This window comes from Sporosarcina pasadenensis, assembly GCF_047228845.1.
Classification (GTDB): domain Bacteria; phylum Bacillota; class Bacilli; order Bacillales_A; family Planococcaceae; genus Sporosarcina.
The window spans coordinates 60,194-77,011 of the sequence record NZ_JBFEGM010000013.1; the positions used below are offsets into that span (position 1 = coordinate 60,194).

The 16,818-nt window shown below is 44.3% G+C and carries 13 protein-coding genes, 3 pseudogenes and 2 riboswitches; of the genes and pseudogenes, 9 read left to right on the forward strand and 7 right to left on the reverse strand.

Going from position 1 to position 16,818, the window contains the following annotated elements; translation table 11 throughout:
• Positions 1-98 precede the first annotated feature (98 nt).
• Positions 99-203: riboswitch (SAM riboswitch) on the reverse strand.
• Positions 204-449: 246 nt separating this feature from the next.
• Positions 450-776 (reverse strand): annotated as a pseudogene (locus tag AB1K89_RS15665) (aromatic amino acid lyase); the annotation flags it as partial.
• Positions 777-779: 3 nt separating this feature from the next.
• On the opposite strand from AB1K89_RS15665, the pseudogene AB1K89_RS15670 reads away from it, so the two are divergent.
• Positions 780-998 (forward strand): annotated as a pseudogene (locus AB1K89_RS15670) (type IA DNA topoisomerase); the annotation flags it as partial.
• A gap of 879 nt (positions 999-1,877) precedes the next feature.
• Here AB1K89_RS15670 and AB1K89_RS15675 read toward each other — a convergent pair.
• Positions 1,878-2,114: pseudogene (locus AB1K89_RS15675) on the reverse strand (zinc ribbon domain-containing protein); the annotation flags it as partial.
• Positions 2,115-2,382: 268 nt separating this feature from the next.
• On the opposite strand from AB1K89_RS15675, the gene AB1K89_RS15680 reads away from it, so the two are divergent.
• From AB1K89_RS15680 to AB1K89_RS15710, 7 genes are all read left to right on the forward strand, one after another.
• Positions 2,383-4,518 carry a type IA DNA topoisomerase gene (locus AB1K89_RS15680; RefSeq protein ID WP_413055643.1) on the forward strand — a complete coding sequence of 712 codons (2,136 nt, stop codon included), beginning with the start codon at positions 2,383-2,385 and terminating at the stop codon, positions 4,516-4,518.
• A 120-nt stretch (positions 4,519-4,638) separates the two neighbouring features.
• Positions 4,639-4,682: riboswitch (PreQ1 riboswitch) on the forward strand.
• A 7-nt stretch (positions 4,683-4,689) separates the two neighbouring features.
• Positions 4,690-5,355 (forward strand): 7-cyano-7-deazaguanine synthase QueC, encoded by a 666-nt coding sequence (queC, locus tag AB1K89_RS15685; RefSeq protein WP_413055644.1) that lies wholly within the window; start codon positions 4,690-4,692, stop codon positions 5,353-5,355.
• Positions 5,352-5,777 carry a 6-carboxytetrahydropterin synthase QueD gene (gene queD, locus AB1K89_RS15690; protein ID WP_413055645.1) on the forward strand — a complete coding sequence of 142 codons (426 nt, stop codon included), beginning with the start codon at positions 5,352-5,354 and terminating at the stop codon, positions 5,775-5,777. Before queC ends, queD begins: the two co-directional genes overlap by 4 nt.
• Entirely contained in the window at positions 5,774-6,481 is a 708-nt protein-coding gene (queE, locus tag AB1K89_RS15695) for a 7-carboxy-7-deazaguanine synthase QueE (protein ID WP_413055646.1), read from the forward strand. Before queD ends, queE begins: the two co-directional genes overlap by 4 nt.
• 176 nt (positions 6,482-6,657) lie before the next feature.
• A complete protein-coding gene (locus AB1K89_RS15700; protein ID WP_413055647.1) occupies positions 6,658-7,728 on the forward strand; it encodes a Fe(3+) ABC transporter substrate-binding protein in 1,071 nt (356 codons plus the stop codon).
• Between the two features lie 66 nt (positions 7,729-7,794).
• Positions 7,795-9,426, forward strand: a complete 1,632-nt coding sequence (locus AB1K89_RS15705) for an ABC transporter permease (RefSeq protein ID WP_413055648.1) — start codon at positions 7,795-7,797, stop codon at positions 9,424-9,426.
• Position 9,427: 1 nt separating this feature from the next.
• On the forward strand, positions 9,428-10,168 hold the full coding sequence (locus AB1K89_RS15710; RefSeq protein ID WP_413055649.1) for an ABC transporter ATP-binding protein: 741 nt from the start codon (positions 9,428-9,430) through the stop codon (positions 10,166-10,168).
• A 96-nt stretch (positions 10,169-10,264) separates the two neighbouring features.
• Here AB1K89_RS15710 and AB1K89_RS15715 read toward each other — a convergent pair whose 3' ends face one another.
• The 5 genes from AB1K89_RS15715 to AB1K89_RS15735 form a co-directional block, all read right to left on the reverse strand.
• Complete coding sequence (locus AB1K89_RS15715) at positions 10,265-12,385, reverse strand: MMPL family transporter (protein WP_413055650.1); 2,121 nt, start codon at positions 12,383-12,385, stop codon at positions 10,265-10,267.
• On the reverse strand, positions 12,385-12,783 hold the full coding sequence (locus tag AB1K89_RS15720; RefSeq protein ID WP_252501579.1) for a hypothetical protein: 399 nt from the start codon (positions 12,781-12,783) through the stop codon (positions 12,385-12,387). The genes AB1K89_RS15715 and AB1K89_RS15720 overlap by 1 nt, the downstream gene beginning before the upstream one ends.
• Positions 12,784-12,856: 73 nt before the next feature.
• The gene (locus tag AB1K89_RS15725) at positions 12,857-14,236 is read right to left on the reverse strand and encodes a sensor histidine kinase (RefSeq protein WP_413055651.1); all 1,380 of its coding nucleotides are present in this window, start codon (positions 14,234-14,236) and stop codon (positions 12,857-12,859) included.
• Positions 14,233-14,907 (reverse strand): response regulator transcription factor, encoded by a 675-nt coding sequence (locus AB1K89_RS15730; protein ID WP_413055652.1) that lies wholly within the window; start codon positions 14,905-14,907, stop codon positions 14,233-14,235. The genes AB1K89_RS15725 and AB1K89_RS15730 overlap by 4 nt, the downstream gene beginning before the upstream one ends.
• A 2-nt stretch (positions 14,908-14,909) precedes the next feature.
• A complete protein-coding gene (locus tag AB1K89_RS15735; RefSeq protein WP_413055653.1) occupies positions 14,910-15,725 on the reverse strand; it encodes a YihY/virulence factor BrkB family protein in 816 nt (271 codons plus the stop codon).
• Between the two features lie 387 nt (positions 15,726-16,112).
• Here AB1K89_RS15735 and AB1K89_RS15740 point away from each other — a divergent pair, with 387 nt between their 5' ends.
• Positions 16,113-16,649 carry a hypothetical protein gene (locus tag AB1K89_RS15740; protein WP_413055654.1) on the forward strand — a complete coding sequence of 179 codons (537 nt, stop codon included), beginning with the start codon at positions 16,113-16,115 and terminating at the stop codon, positions 16,647-16,649.
• The last annotated feature ends 169 nt before the right edge of the window (positions 16,650-16,818 follow it).

Here is a 16,818-nt window from a genome sequence, read left to right on the forward strand (position 1 = left end):
TTCTCAACCTTCTTTCCTCGTAGTTGTATTTTCATAAAACTTTAAAAGTAAAAGCCCTCTTTTCGATAGAAAAGAGGGCTTAGTGAATATAGCATTGTCTCTTATCTTCCAAGAGTTTCCCCTTGCTGGATTTAGCACCTTCCTGCGACGCAGAGGTTGCTGAAGCTTCAACGGGCCAGTCCCTTAGCTTCTCTTGATAAGTTTATTGAGTTGTATGAACAATAATAATATACAAAAATTAAATTGTCAATACATATACCATTTTTCTCATTGCTATGGGAAATATACTGCTCATCCCACCTATTTTTTATAAAACTTCTAGTATTTTAATTACAACTAATGCCCTCTCCGCAATATAACTGGTCGTAATAACGAACCTACAATTTTCCAATTAAAAAAGGGACCAAACCCATCAATCAACAAACTGATAGGTTCGGTCCTTATCCTTGTTAGTTCAGAATATCCGAACGTAGTATAAATTGTGCCAACGCTTCTATTTCATCCGAAATCGCTCGATCACTTTTCAATGGCGGGCAAATTTCTCTAATTTTCTCCAAGTATTCTTTTGTTGCTGGAGCTAATTGGTTTTCTGCCCCTTCTAAATAAATAGCCTGCGATGCGCAAATCATTTCAATCGCAATTACTCTAGCAGAATTATGGATAATTTCCCGCGCTTGGCGAGATGCTATTGTGCCCATGCTGACATGGTCTTCTTGGTTGGCCGACGTAGGGATCGAATCGACACTTGCGGGATGCGCAAGAACCTTATTCTCAGACCAATCTTTCCTGAAGGTGCTTATATTACATGGGGTGTCGGCCATCTCGTGGAATTGAAGGAACCTCATGCTTACAATCCCGCTTGGAAACGATGGTCGCTAGGCAGTCTGCCTATCCTCCCCGACCGATACGAGTTTCAAGTTGCGAAGAGAAAGTTCAAGCAGTTTCAAATCGTGAAGAAGCTCATTCGCGGGACGGATACGGTCATCAATGCATGTGACTTTCACTTATCTTCATAAAATCATATATACATAATAAACAATCTTATCCTTATTAAGATACTACATAGATATCTCGCTATTCTTCCACTTGCACGTAAATAAAAAATGCACATAATCAGATTTAACACCTGGATTTATTTACATTTTCAAGTTTCTTTTATTCTTATTAATTTTTTAAACTATTGTCATTTAATTTGTACGATTGCTCAACCATTTCTAGAAAGTTGCTCCAAACCTCATTCTTTATTTTTTTAATAGTACGAGTATTTATATAAGTAGATTTAACAAAATCCAAATCAAAAAGTTCCAATACTTTCAAACAGATGAATGGAGCGCTTATAGATATTTTTAGTAACTGTTCAATTTTCTTAAAAAGTGGTTGGTTTAAATAATCCTTAATTGGATGGTCCTTGAAAATGTTATATATTTATTATAAAATTATAGTGTATAGAATATAAAAAATATTTATAAAAAAAGGAGTAAGGCATGAAGGTAGCTCTTATAGTTTCAACCATTTTCGTATTCATTACTTTGGCTATCGGACTAATTTTGACCATATCCGTCGCTAATTCTATGAATAAAGATTACAAGAGTGAAAAAAGTTTTTCTAGTTTACTATGGGTTTATGTTTTAGCAATCCCATTTATTGTTATATTGACTCTTATAGCTATATTTTTATTTACTTAACAACGGAGGGCGGTTCGGGACCAGTGAAAAAGTACATGTTTTTTTCATGTCTCAGGAACCGTCTAAGATTGCGTGAACTACCCACCACTTAACGCTTTGCGTTTGAAGTAGAGGCTTCTCGACTAATCGCTGCTTTTACTAGCCAACGAAAACTGACCGAGCTAACCCTCTTGTTCCAAGAATTCCGTTTCATCAGGACAAGTCCAGCATCAGCCGTCCCTCATTCTTGATGTTGATAGCGGCATACCAATCCCGGCTCATAACGAAGCCGCAATCGCAATCAAAAGTCCTTTCGGAAAGATGTAAGACAGCAATTACATGACCACAGGCCGAACACGTCTTGGATGAAGGGAACCATTTGTCTATCTTGATGAGTTGCTTACCTTGCTCATCTAATTTATACCGCAAGAATGTCGTGAACATCCCCCAGGAAGCTCCGTCGAACTATTTCTTGCATATTAACGCAAAGCTATGCGAGATTCAAGAACCATAATTGCCTTCCATCAAATAATTTAACGAAGCTTTATACAACCTTCTCTAATCTCCACCAGCAGGTGCCGACAAGCTATCCTTCTTCGGACTATACTTTTCAAATACCAATTAAGTAAACAACCACTCTTCCAAGCAGTTGTATTCCATCCTATTTTCCTACATAATGAGAAGAACAAGCGTTTCTTTTACTCAAGGAGGTGTCCTCATGAAACCTGTCATCCTAGCTGAAAAACCTTCCCAAGCGAAAGCGTATGCAGACGCTTTTTCCGTGCGGAAACATGAGGGGTACTTAGAGATTAACCCATGCCCGATCTTTCCCGAAGGTGCCTATATCACATGGGGTGTCGGCCATCTCGTGGAATTGAAGGAACCCCATGCATACAATCCCGCTTGGAAACGTTGGTCGCTCGGAAGTCTTCCAATCTTGCCTGATCGATACGAGTTTCAAGTGGCGAAGGGTAAGTTCAAGCAGTTTCAGATCGTGAAGAAGCTCATTCGCGGGACGGATACGGTCATTAATGCATGCGACGTCGACCGGGAAGGCTCGAATATCTTCTATAGCATTTATTATCAAACCGGTGCCCGGAATCAGACGATCAAGCGACTTTGGATCAATTCACTTGAAGTCGATGAAGTGCGGAAGGGGTTTGCGAATTTGCGCGATAACCGCAAGGATTTGCAGCTCTATGAAGAGGCGAAAGCCCGGCAGATCAGCGACTGGCTCGTCGGTATGAACGCCTCCCGCTTGTATACACTTTTATTGAAAGCGAAAGGGGTCCAGGAAGTGTTTCCGATTGGACGTGTGCAGTCTCCCACGGTCTACTTGATCTATCAACGGCAGCGTGAGATTGAAACCTTCATATCGGAACCGTTTTTCGAAGTGGAAGCGACGTTTAAAGCGGAACACGGTACTTACAAAGGAAAGGCGAAAGCGAAGGAGCCGAAACGGGAGATCATTCAGGAACTTCTTGCGAAACATGGAATCCAACCGAATTCGCCTGGCGTGATCACCTCTGTCACCCATACCGATAAGCGAACGCCGCCACCTCAGCTGCATTCACTGTCAACGTTGCAGGCGACAGCCAACCGGCGTTGGAAGATGAGCCCGGCGAACGTGCTGAAGACGATGCAAGGCTTGTATGAGAAGAAGCTTGTCACCTATCCACGAACGGACGCGCGTCATATTACGCCGAATGAATTTGCGTACTTGAAGGACCAAGTCGGCGATTACCAACAGCTGATCGGTCATCCCTTCCCTGTCGCTTCGTTTTCTCCAAAGAAACGGTATGTCGACAGTTCGAAGGTGCAGGAGCACTACGCCATCATTCCGACGAAGAAAGTGCCGACACAAGCAGTTCTTGGCAGAATGTCGCCGCTCGAGCGGAATCTATACGAAGAAGTCGTCCGCACGACGCTCTCCATGTTCCATACAGATTATTTATATACGGAGACGAAAGTGACGACGGATGTGAACGGCCTTCCGTTTTTCACTACGGGCAAGACAGAAAGGGATTTAGGGTGGAAGGCTTTATTCCAACGATCAAAGGATGAAAAGGACGACCCCGCTTTGCCGCCACTTCGTATGCAAGAGACCGTCCAATCCGATATTGGCATCAAGGAAGGCAAAACACAGCCTCCGAAACCTTACACGGAAGGTCAACTCATTGCGATGATGAAAACATGCGGGAAGCTTGTCGAGGACAAAGAGGAAACGGATATTTTGAAAGAAATTGAGGGACTTGGGACGGAAGCGACCCGAAGCGGCATTATCGAAACGATTAAAAAGCATGGGTATATAACCGTGTCTAAAAACATTGTGTCGATTACTGAGAAAGGCCGTGTGCTTTGCCAGGCGATTGAAGGGAATCTGCTTGCCAGTCCTTCCATGACAGCGAAGTGGGAAACATATTTGCAGAAAATCGGCAATGGCGAAGGAAGCGGACAGCATTTCCTCGATAATGTTTCAAAGTTCATTGCGAAGCTATTGGACGACGTGCCGAAGCAGCTGGAGGCTAAGCCAATCGATGCGACGAAAGTTCCGCCGCGGCAATCGAAATCGCGCGGCTCTTATCAAGCAACAGAAGTTGCCCCATGCCCAGTGTGTAAGACAGGCATGATTTTAGCCCGCAAAGAGTTTTATGGTTGCAGCAATTATAAAAATGGATGTAAACAGACTTTTCCAGGCATGTTCCTGAAGAAGAAGCTTACACCCGCACAAGTTAAACTCCTATGCACGAAAGGAAAAACGAATACGATCAAAGGATTTACCGCGAATAACGGAAACAAGTTCGATGCGAGCCTAGCATTGGAAAATGGAAAACTAAATTTGGTGTTTCAGTAAAGAAGAATTTGGCTGATGTGAAGACGGTATTAAACCGGACTTACATCAGCCTATTTCTGTTTGTATCCGATTGGTCCCAACCCCCTCCCCGGCCCACCTATGGTATTATGAACAAGGTTCCAAAAAGAGGTTCGCAAACTCCCTCTCTAAAAAACTAAGGAGATATGTACAATGAAAAATGTAAAAGCGGTGGTCGTCTTTAGTGGCGGTCAAGACAGTACGACATGCCTGTTTTGGGCATTGAAAAACTTTCGGGAAGTCGCAACGGTCACGTTCGACTACGGACAACGGCATTCGGATGAAATTGAATGCGCTCGAAACATTGCAGAAGAACTTGGTGTATCGTTCAAAGTGCTGGACATGAATTTGATCAATCAGCTATCAGCCAATGCGCTCACACGGGATGACATCGAAGTGACGGAAGTGGATGGCGAATTGCCGTCAACGTTCGTACCTGGACGAAATCACCTGTTTCTATCTTTCGCGGCGGTTTACGCGGATGCGATTGGCGCACGGCACTTGATCACCGGTGTGAGTGAAACGGATTTTAGCGGTTATCCTGATTGCCGCGACAATTTTATTAAATCATTAAATGTGACGTTGAATTTAGCCATGGATGGAAACTTTGTCATCCATACGCCGTTAATGTGGCTTGATAAGTCCGAAGTGTGGGAGCTGGCCGATGAACTGGGCGCACTTGATTTTGTGCAGGAGAAAACACTCACTTGCTACAACGGCGTTCCAAGTACAGGATGCGGAGAATGCCCTGCGTGTGCGCTGCGCAATGAAGGGCTTGCGGCATATCAAGCCCGGAAGAATGCAGGTGCAGGTAAATGATGCAGCAATATTATCCACAAGTTCAACATGACTATCGATTCGAATTAAATAAAGACATGCATTTTTCGGCTGCTCATTTCATTCCCCATGAAGAAGCTGGAAAATGCCAAGTGATGCATGGGCATACTTATTTTATTAATGTCACCATCGGAGGAAACGAACTAGATCCGCTCGGTTTTTTAATAGATTTTAAGCAACTGAAAGATCTTGTTCATAAAAAATATGATCATTCCGTATTGAATGAGCACCCTGAATTCCAACATACCTTTCCGACGACTGAACGATTGGCCGAACAAATTTGGAAGTCCATTCAGGACGTTCTCCGTACAAAAGACAATCGGCCTGCTTGCCTCCAAGTGATTGTTCGGGAAACGCCAACTAGCTATGTTGTTTATCGCCCGTCACGGGAGGAATTATTATGAAAATTCCTGTAATGGAAGTGTTTGGTCCTACAATTCAAGGTGAAGGAATGGTCATCGGACAAAAGACGATGTTTGTCCGGACAGCAGGTTGCGATTATTCTTGTGCATGGTGCGATTCCAGTTTTACATGGGACGGAACAGGCAAAAGCGTTTCGAAGCGCCCGCAAGACATTATTGATGAACTGAAGGCAATCGGTGGGCAGTCCTTTTCGCATGTGACGATTTCAGGTGGAAATCCCGCCTTGCATAAAGGGATCGGAGAACTGGTCGATCTTTGTCATGCAGAAGGTTGGAAAGTTGCCGTCGAAACGCAAGCTACGTTTTGGCAAGATTGGTTGTTGAACATCGACGACATCACACTTTCTCCAAAACCACCGAGTTCAAAAATGATAACCGATTTCAACAAACTCGATCATTTCATGGAGAAACTGACAGGTGCAAACGCAAGTCTGAAAATCGTTGTTTTTGATGAAACAGATTTTAAATTTGCGGAAGAAGTCCATCTCCGTTACCCGTCAGTCCCTTTCTATTTACAAGTGGGTAACGAAGATACGATAACAACAGATGACACCTATCTCGTATCCAACTTATTGAAACGGTTTGAATGGCTTATTGATTTGGCTGTCGCTTCCCCGGTCATGAACGACGCGAAGGTGTTGCCACAATTGCATGCCCTTGTGTGGGGCAATAAGAGAGGCGTTTAGAGCATTACCGCAAAGTATTAGGATAAATAAAAAGGTCGATTTTCATTTTTGTGAATCGACCTTTTTATTATATTTCATATATTATTTGTTGACTCTTATGCTCCCACACTTTATATTAAGAATGAGATTGAGAATCGTTATCAATCATAAACATAAGTTGGGAGAGGAAATAATATATGAAGAAAATTTTAATGCTCCTGCTTGCCTCTTTGCTACTCGTTCTAGCGGCATGTGGGAATAGTGCGAATCAAAGCAGCGGCGCAGGAGATAACGAGAAGCAAAAGAAAAACGAAAAATCCGAAGTGAATTTGTATACGAGCAGACATTATGACGTTGATAATGAGCTGTACAAAAAGTTTGAGGACGAAACAGGCATCAAGGTGAATGTAATTAAAGGTGAAGCCGATGAGTTGATCGAGCGGATCAAACGTGAAGGAACTGCTACGAAAGCAGATCTTTTCTTAACAGCAGATGTTGGCAGACTGTACCGTGCCAAAGAGCAAGGATTGCTTCAACCGGTGTCAAGTGACATTTTGTCGAAACAAGTGCCAGAAAAATTCCGTGATTCTGATGATATGTGGGTAGGTTTGACGAAACGCGCGCGTATTCTCGTATATAATAAAGATAAAGTGAAGCCCGAAGAATTATCTACTTATGAAGCGCTCACTGACGATGCATGGAAAGGACGTTTTCTCGTCCGTTCATCCGAAAGTGTCTATAACCAGTCTCTATTAGCTTCTTTCATCGAAATCGACGGTGAAGAAAAAGCGAAAGAATGGGCACAAGGCATTGTGAACAATATGGCACGCAGTCCGGAAGGCGGGGACCGTGACCAAGCGAAGGCCATTGCTGCAGGCATTGGTGACATTGCAATCATGAACACTTATTACTTAGGACAAATGATGAACTCTCAAGACCCGGAAGAAGTCAAAGTAGCAGAACAGCTAGGTATTTTCTTCCCGAACCAGGAAACGACAGGAACACACGTCAACATTAGCGGCGCTGGGGTTGTCAAAGGTTCGAAAAACGCGGACAATGCGTTGAAACTTCTCGAATTCCTAACTGGTGAAGAAGCACAATTTACATTTGCAGAAGCAAACTACGAATATCCTGTAAACCAAGACGTAGAACCAGCGGAACTCTTAAAATCTTGGGGTGAGTTCAAGGAACAGGAAATTCCACTCACAGTTCTAGGAGAAAATAACGCAAAAGCGATCATGATTTTTAACGAAGTGGGTTGGAAATAATAGTTTGTCCCCTGCTGCTTTTGCGGTAGGGGTTTATTGCGGAAAAGGCAAAGGATGGGTTTGGTCATGAATAGGCGAATTGTAAACGTGAATGGTTGGACAATCGGTGCGATACTCATTATTACTTTACTGTTTGTTCCTAATTTATCAATTGTTACAGGCGTTTTTACACCGGCAAGCGAAAATTGGGGGCATATTCGCGAATTCATGCTTGTAAACTATATTAAGTCTTCGCTCACACTTGTATTCTTTACGGCAATATTCACCATTGCAATAGGTCTAAGCCTTGCTTGGCTTATTGCACAATATGACTTTCCACTTCGTAATTTCATGAAATGGTCACTCATCTTACCTTTATCGATACCGCCATTCATCGGTGCATATACGTACCATGGCATCCTTAATTACACGGGCATCATTCAAAAGACGCTTCGAAATCATTTTGATGTAACGGTGAATCAATCTTATTTCGATATTATGAATGTCCCGGGTGCCATTTTCATTTATACGATTTTCTTATATCCATATGTTTATATGATTACGAGAATTTTCTTGTCGAATCAAGCTGCCTCTCTCGTTGAAAGTGCACGGACACTTGGGAAAGGCCCTATGGAAATCTTCCTGAAGGTTGTAATCCCCATCTCACGTGTATCAGTCATTGGCGGGGCAAGCCTAGTCATATTAGAAGTGTTAAATGACTATGGAGTAGTTAAGTATTTTGGCATTCAAACGTTCAGCACTGCAATCTTCCAGACGTGGTTCGGCCTAGGAGACTTAGATTCGTCCATAAAGCTTGCGGCTTGCCTAATGGGTATCGTCATTTTCATCCTTGTAATCGAGTGGGTTCTCCGCGGCGGGAAGAAATACAGCTTTTCATCGACAAAACTTAGACCGCTACCGCTCGTCAAACTGACTGGAAAAAAGGCAGCATTGGCAACAGCGTATACGCTAGTTATTTTTACGATCGCCTTTCTAATTCCAGTTCTTCAGTTATTGGACTGGGTTGTTCTCACATTCGGAAAAGTTCCGATGGAGGAAGTGCTGACATACACGAAAAATTCAATCATTGTTGCAGGAACAGCTGCAATTCTTATCATTTTGTTCTCCCTCATCATTGGGAATTTTAGCCGAATTACGAAGCACAAGTTTGCAAAAGTGGTCCCGAAATTAACGATTCTTGGCTATTCCATACCAGGTGCGGTCATCGCTGTGGCAGTCGTCACGACTTTTATTGCCATTGACCGGCAACTAGCACCTGTATATCAATTTTTAGGATTGGATTCCGCTCTCGTCTTAAGTGTTAGTTTAGTTATGCTAATTAGTGCATACATCATACGGTTTTTCGCAATCGGGTACAATTCGATAGAATCGGGATACACGAAAATCGGTACAGACTTTCGTGATGCCTCGCGTATGCTAGGTGCAAACAGTATGCGAACATTTTTCAAAATTGATATTCCGATGATGAAAGGCGCAATTATTAGCGGGTTCATCCTTACCTTTGTCGACATACTGAAAGAAATCCCATTGACGCTCATTTTGCGACCGTTCAACTATGATACACTCGCAACAAAGGCGTTCCAATATGCAAGTGATGAAAAAATCATGGAAGCATCACAAGCTTCCTTACTCATAGTCGGTGTAAGTGCAATAGCAATATTCGTTTTTAACAAACTGCTTAGAGAGGGGTCGGAATAATATGTTTATCGATATTCAAAATATGAGCTTCTCTTATTCGAATTCACCTGCCAATGCAGTCGAAGACTTCACACTTACGGTAAACAAAGGTGAAATCATCTCTATACTTGGGCGAAGTGGAAGTGGGAAAAGCACGATTCTTCGACTGATTGCCGGACTTGAGATGCCGAAAGGCGGTTCATTTACGTTAGCCGACAAAACAATATTTAACACCCACACATTCGTCCAACCCGAAAAGCGCGGCATTGGTATGGTATTTCAAGATTATGCGCTTTTCCCGCATATGAGCGTTAAAGATAACGTATTATTCGGACTCCCTAAAATGAGCCGTAATGATAAGTTGAAACGTGTGAAGGAAGTATTGGAACTCGTTGAGCTTGAAGGTTATGAAAAACGGTACCCGCATCAGCTAAGCGGTGGTCAGCAACAACGTGTAGCACTTGCACGTGCAATTGCACCACAACCTGAGCTCATTCTTTTGGATGAACCTTTCAGTAATCTAGACACCGAACTCCTAGTTAAAATACGTGAAGACCTTCGCCGGATTTTAAAGAAAGCGAACATAACCGCAATCTTCGTTACACATAACCAAAACGATGCTCACGTCCTTGCGGATCGAATCGTGAAGATCAAAGATGGCGTGATTGACCAAGTCGGACGTCCTTGCGATTTGCTGGGCAGTTCAACAGATGAAAAAGGCGATATCGAACTATTGCCTGAAAAAGAACTCGTAAGTGTATAAATGAGAGATTGAAGGGCTACGCATAGACGCTGGGAAACGAAAAGGGACTGTTACAGAAATTGGATTATCTCCGATTTCTGGACAGTCCCTTTTTATTTATCTAATCTTTTTCGGCCAAAAGCTCCATTTGCCAAGCAACACTAGAACTGCAGGGATCAATAGTGGCCGGACGATGAACGTGTCAATCAAGATTCCTAACGCCATAATGAACCCGAATAGCTTCAATTCATAAATCGGCATTGTCGCAAGCACTAAGAATGTCGCAGCTAAGATCAGCCCTGCAGAACTGATGACTCCCCCGGTACGCTCTACTCCTTTTCGCACCGCTTCGTCAAAAGGCATTGCCTTCAACTCTTCTCGTATCCTTGCAATGAGCATAATGGAATAATCGACGCCCAATGCAACAAGGAAGACAAATGCATAGAGCGGAATGCGGTAGTTAATTCCTTCTAAATTCAAAAACACTTCAAATAAGTAGTAGGATAACCCTAGTGTTGCCGCAAATGAAAGCAAAATGCTCCCGATCATGTAAAGCGGCGCAACAATGGACCTCGTTTGTAAGCCTAGCATTATCGTTATCAAAACGGTCATTAAGATTATAACAATCCACGTATCCCGATCATTAATATCCCGTACATCGGCATTGACCGCCGTCTCACCGGAAATATACATAGACGTGTCTGACAGGTTCGCATACTTCAAGATCTTCTCGCTGTCTTCCCGGAGCTTTAACACCGCATCAAAGGCTTCCTCATCATAAGGATTACCTTCAAATGTTATGGAGAATTTTGCTGCTTTCCCATCTTCACTTATAGGATTGCCTTGTGTCGTCACACTGGCTATGGAAGGATATTCTTCAATTCGTTCAATCACTGTTCTCATTTCTTCCATGCCAAACTCACTTTCAGTGACAAATAGCAATGTCCCCGGTGCCAAGCTACCCTTCGAGAAGTCCTCTCCTAATCGCTCATAACCTTCTCTGGATGAAAGGTCTTCCGGAAATGACGCGATTAAATCATATGACTCTTTCATATTGGTCATATTCCAAGCACCTAACGCAAGCAGCAATAGGATTGGAACCATGAATTGCCACGGCCTTTTCGTAACGACAGCCGCCACTTTTCCCCAGATCGTTTTCTTTTCGACTGTCTCCTCACCGTACTTCGGAATTAACGGCCAGAATGCCTTTCTGCCAATTACCGCAAACAATGCAGGCAATAACGTCAAGCCCGCAATAAGCATTGCACCTGCCGCAATTGCAAATACTGGTGCGAAATTACGGTACGGCTCATAAAGGGCAAAAAACAATGTCGCAACACCCAACAAGATTGTGCTGCCGCTAAAGAAAATCGGTTCTTTTACGTGGCGCATTGTTTCCCTCATCGCTACATTTGCATCCTCATGCATTTTTAATTCTTCTCGATAACGAGAGAAAATAAGCAATGAATAATCCGTAACGACCGCAAACAAAAGAATCGTCATAATCGACAGCGCCTGGCTATCAACGCCGAACCACCCTTGTGCAGTTGTAAAGCCGATCAACCGGTCGACAACTGCGTAAACGATTCCCGCGCCTACTAAAGGAATCAACGTCAATAGAGGCGAACGGTAAATGATTAAAAGCAAAACTAGAATCAGCCCTACCGTTGACAGCAACAAGACAATATCTGCTTGGCTAAACAGCTCCACCGCGTCTGATGCAATTCCGGCCGGCCCCGTCCAAGACAGTTCAATTGCATCGTCAATTTTACCGCCCACAGATTCTTTAATGGATTGAACTAATTTGTTCAGATCTTTTCCTTCAAGGGTTTCTGGTAATGTTAACGGAATGAAAAACGTCTTTTTATTTTCCGAAAGAAATGACGCGCGCTGCTCTGCTTGTAATTTGGATAAAGGGATGACATCCACTTCATCAAACGCTTTGTCCTCCTTCATAGATTCAATTGCTAGCGCGAAACTGAGAATTTCTTCATCTGACAGCTCGCCATCCTTATGGAATACTCCAAAGAGCAGAATGCCTCCGTCATTCGGAAAATGCTTTTCCAACTCATATCCCGCTACGATGGAAGGAGAGTCAGATGGCAAGCCGAAGTCTTTATTGGCTATGACATTTTCGTTACTGCCCGGTGCAAATACGGAAGACAAAATTGTGATTATCAGCCAAATCCCTATGGAGAACCACCAAAGACGTCTACCTCTTAATTTTCCTTTTTGCACTACCGTCTTCCCTCTTTCTCTATTAAAAATGTCACCAAAATAAATAGCGCAAAGCTAATGAGCAGAACACTGCCACCGACGATATAGAAGATGAGCGAGAACGTTTCATTCACACCGAATGGTTTCATAAATTGGAACCACATACCTGCAGTTAAACCTATTGATCCGATGATTGCCGTCCAACTATGTGCGGCAACCAACTTTTTCGCGCGGACTTTATAAATTTTGTAGAAGACTCCCCAAGCGAAAACCGATAACCAACCGACGACGAGGATGTGAGCATGGATCGGGCGAAAAGCATATGATCCCGCCCCCGCCATATGGGACCCTAAAAACGCTCCGATCATCCCGAATATCGCTGAAATACGAATTAGCCGTAAACTCCATTTCTCTTGCATGTCATTTCCTCCTAATTATTCATGTTATACTCTCATAGTAAATGGCTAACATGAACGGAACATGAACAAGAGATTACAATTTAGGAAGTATGACTGTAAATGTAGTGCCTTCCCCTTCTACACTAGCAATTTCCACCCTACCTCCATGAAGCTTCACGACTTGGTCCACGATGGAAAGCCCGAGCCCCGTCCCTTCGACTTCGTGCGTCCTGGAATGATCGACCCGGTAAAACCGGTCGAACAACCTGCTCAAATGCTCTGTAGCAATCCCTGCCCCGTTATCCCGGACTGCAATTTTCACGTCATCAATTCCGCCTGACAGACGAATATCGATCTCGCCGCCCATCTCCGTATACTTCAGCGCATTGGAGAGTAGGTTCTCCCATACTTTTTCAAGAAAGGAAGGGTCTCCTGTTATCGAGACTTCGTCCAACTCCATGACAAGTGACATCTGTTTCTCCTCCAGAAGCCATCTTTGTTTGCGGATAACTTCTTTGAGTTGCTCATCCAAGCGAAAATTGATCGGCTTCAAGGGAGACTCCAACTGATCAAGGGACGTCAATAGCAATAACTGCTTCGTCAATGAAGACAGCCGTTCCGTCTCGGACTGAATAACTTTCGCATAGTTTTTCCGCTCCTGTTCAGGCAGCTCACTGTCCATCAACAAATTGGCATATCCTTTAATATTGAGCAAAGGGGATTGGAAGTCATGTGAAACATCACTGATGAACTCCTTGCGCATCCGGTCATTTTCACCGAGTTTCTCGGTCATCCGCTGAAAGCTCTGCGCCAGCTGGCCAATTTCATCTCTACGGTTTATATCAAGGGTTCCGGTGAACTTCTCTTCACCTACTCTTTTCGCCGCCGCGGTCAACTTCGTGATCGGTTCAATCAATTTCTTCGCCACAATCAACATTGACAGTAAACTGACAATCGCCATGACGACGACCATGCCACCCAATAGAAAATGGACTTCCGTGAACAGCATTTTAATATCCGGTCTCATGAATAGTGCATATGTTTTCCCATTGTATGTAAACGGGACACCTACCGTGTTCGCAAGTTCATCCGAAAAGAAACCTGTCATGAACGTCTCGGTCTTCAAATCACGCATACCGTGGTACAATTGACCGTCCAGCACCTGGTCGACAGATGCGATTCTCAAATTCTCTTTACGGAATGGCACCCCATACATGTGTGCATCCCGGTTATCATTCACAATGAATAACTTGTAGCCCAAGGCGGCCTGCGTCCTTAAATAGCTCTCCAAATCGGCAGGCTCTTCCGTCTCGATATAGTCCGCCATCGCGAGTGCGATATTCATGTTTTTTGCGTCATTCTGCCCTTTCAATTGCTGGTGGTAATATGTATTTACGACGAGAAATGCAATGACAGCACTCGTCATCATTATGCCCGTTGTGAAGGAAAGGAATTTACCATAGAGGGATCTCATGTATCCGACACCTCAAGCTTATAGCCAACTCCGCGGACTGTCGTTATGCAAATGCCCTCCGGCAGCCCATCAAGCTTATCTCGCAGCCGTTTGATATGGACGTTCAGCGTTTGCTCATCCCCTTCATAATCGAAGCCCCATACGCGTTCAATAAGGAAATCACGTTCAAACACCTGATTCGGCTTGGAGGCGAGCACAGATAACAGCTCAAATTCCTTCAATGGCAGCAGCAACACCTTTTTTCCGATGGACACTTCATAGCTTTGCCTGTTGATCTTCAATGGCCCTGCCTGTATGAACACATCCAAAGCTTTGTCATATCTGCGTAAAATGGCATTGATCCTGAACAGAAGCTCCCTTGGCTCAAACGGCTTGACGACATAATCATCGGAGCCCGCCAAAAAGCCTTTCTCCTTATCCTCCATCTCCCCTTTTGCCGTCAGCAATAGAACGGGGATATCCGCTTCGGCCCGCAGCCTCTTCGTCAATTCAAATCCGTCCATACCGGGCATCATGACATCGACAACCGCTAAGTCGGGAAGCTGCTCCTCCAGCTTCTCAAGCGCCTCCGCGCCATTAGCAGCCTTGATTACTTCATAGCCCGCCTGAGATAAATGGATATTCACCAACTCCAATATATTCGCATCATCATCCACCACGAGTATTTTCATATTTATCTTCCCTTCCTTTTCAAAAAGGCCCGCAACTCTGCATTTAGCAATCCTGAAACCATTAGGATGACTGCAGTCAAATAAAACCAGAGGACGAGCAGAATAATTCCTGATAGCTGTCCATAAAGTCTCGTATAATCGACATTTGCCACATAGCCCCCGAAGAATAGCGAGAACAGCTGCCAACCGATTGCAGAAAATACTGCACCCGGCAACACTTCCTTCACTTTCATTCTACCTGTCGGAACAACTTTGTAAAACAATAGAAAAAACAGGAACAAAAACAACGTTCCAAGGCCCCATCTCACCATCGGCCACACAGTCTGCCAACCGCGCCATTGCTCAACCGTATCGTAATAGGTCACCACTTCGTGCAATGCCCTTTCGACTAACGGAAGAAACAAAGACAAGGAAAGGATCAACATGAATAATAACGTGACGCCTAAATCCCGGATCAATACTTTCCAAAAAGCATATCTTCTGACATACCCATATGCCTGATCCAACGAACGCGCCAACGATTGCACAGCAACTGATGACAGCCAAAAAGCCGCAGCCAAGCTTGTGTATAAAACGTTCCCCTGCACCTTAAAAATAATCGCCCGCACATTCTGCTCAATGATCACATACGCCTCACTCGGCGCAAATGGCCGAAGGAACGCTAAAAACATCTCTTCATTTACAGGTAAATAACTCAGCAAGGAAAAAAGGAAAATGAGAAAAGGAAACATCGATAACAGTAAATAATAAGCCGTCTGCGCCGCCTGATCAAAAAATCGCTCCTTGAAAAACCTCTTCGCCACATTGAGCAAGATCACCTTCTCTCACCTCCTTTCTTCAATATACCCTATTCTTCCAGAAGAAATAGAATGCAAAGCAAAGAATTTATGCACATTAATTGAAACGAAAATTTAAAGGCGTAGTGACATGCGGGGAGCATAAGTAATTCTGAGTTAGTTAGCATCCAGATACGCATAACTCACAAATTCCGCGCATAAATAGAAGCAAATACGTATAAACCTGATTAATTACGCATAAGTCTGCCTAAATGCGCATAAATGTATTTAAAAGCGCATAAATGGTGATTGATCATAACCTAGGTATTCTAATAGGCGGGCTAGTTCGGAAACGGAAGGCTTCCTTTGGGCGCGGAGCAGGTCTCTTTGTGCGCGGGGCGAATCTCTTTGGACGTGGGAGGACTTCCTTTGGGCGCGGAGCGGGTCTCTTTGGACGCGGGAGGACTTTCTTTGGGCGCGAAGCGGGTCTCTTTGGACGCGGGAGGACTTCCTTTGGGCGCGGAGCAGGTCTCTTTGGACGCGGGAGGACTTCCTTTGGGCGCGGAGCGGGTCTCTTTGGACGCGGGAGAACTTCCTTTGGACGTGGAGCGGATCTCTTTGGACGCGAGAGGGCTTCCTTTGAGCGCGGGGCGAATCTCTTTGGACGCGGGAGGATTTCCTTTGAGCGCGGGGCGAATCTCTTTGGACGCGGGAGGACTTCCTTTGGGCGCGGAGCGGGTCTCTTTGGACGCGGGAGGACTTCCTTTGGGCGCGGAGCGGGTCTCTTTGGACGCGAGAGGGCTTCCTTTGGGCGTGGAACGGGTCTCTTTGAACGCGGGAGGACTCGCATTGGACGCAAGGCGACTTGCTCTGGACGTGGGCGTTATTTTTGTTTGTCAAAAGCATCGGGCGCGGCATATCAGATCATCTTGGAATACATTATCCCGCGAAATAAGATACCATTAACCACGGCAAACACCATAGCTTGAAACTTGCCAAATCGCGTCGAATGTCTTTGACAAATTAAGCACTAACTGTCGAGATGGATTTATAAACACAAAAAAACCATCCCCCACAGGGGATGGCCTTTGCCCGGCGACGTCCTACTCTCACAGGGGGAAGCCCCCTACTACCA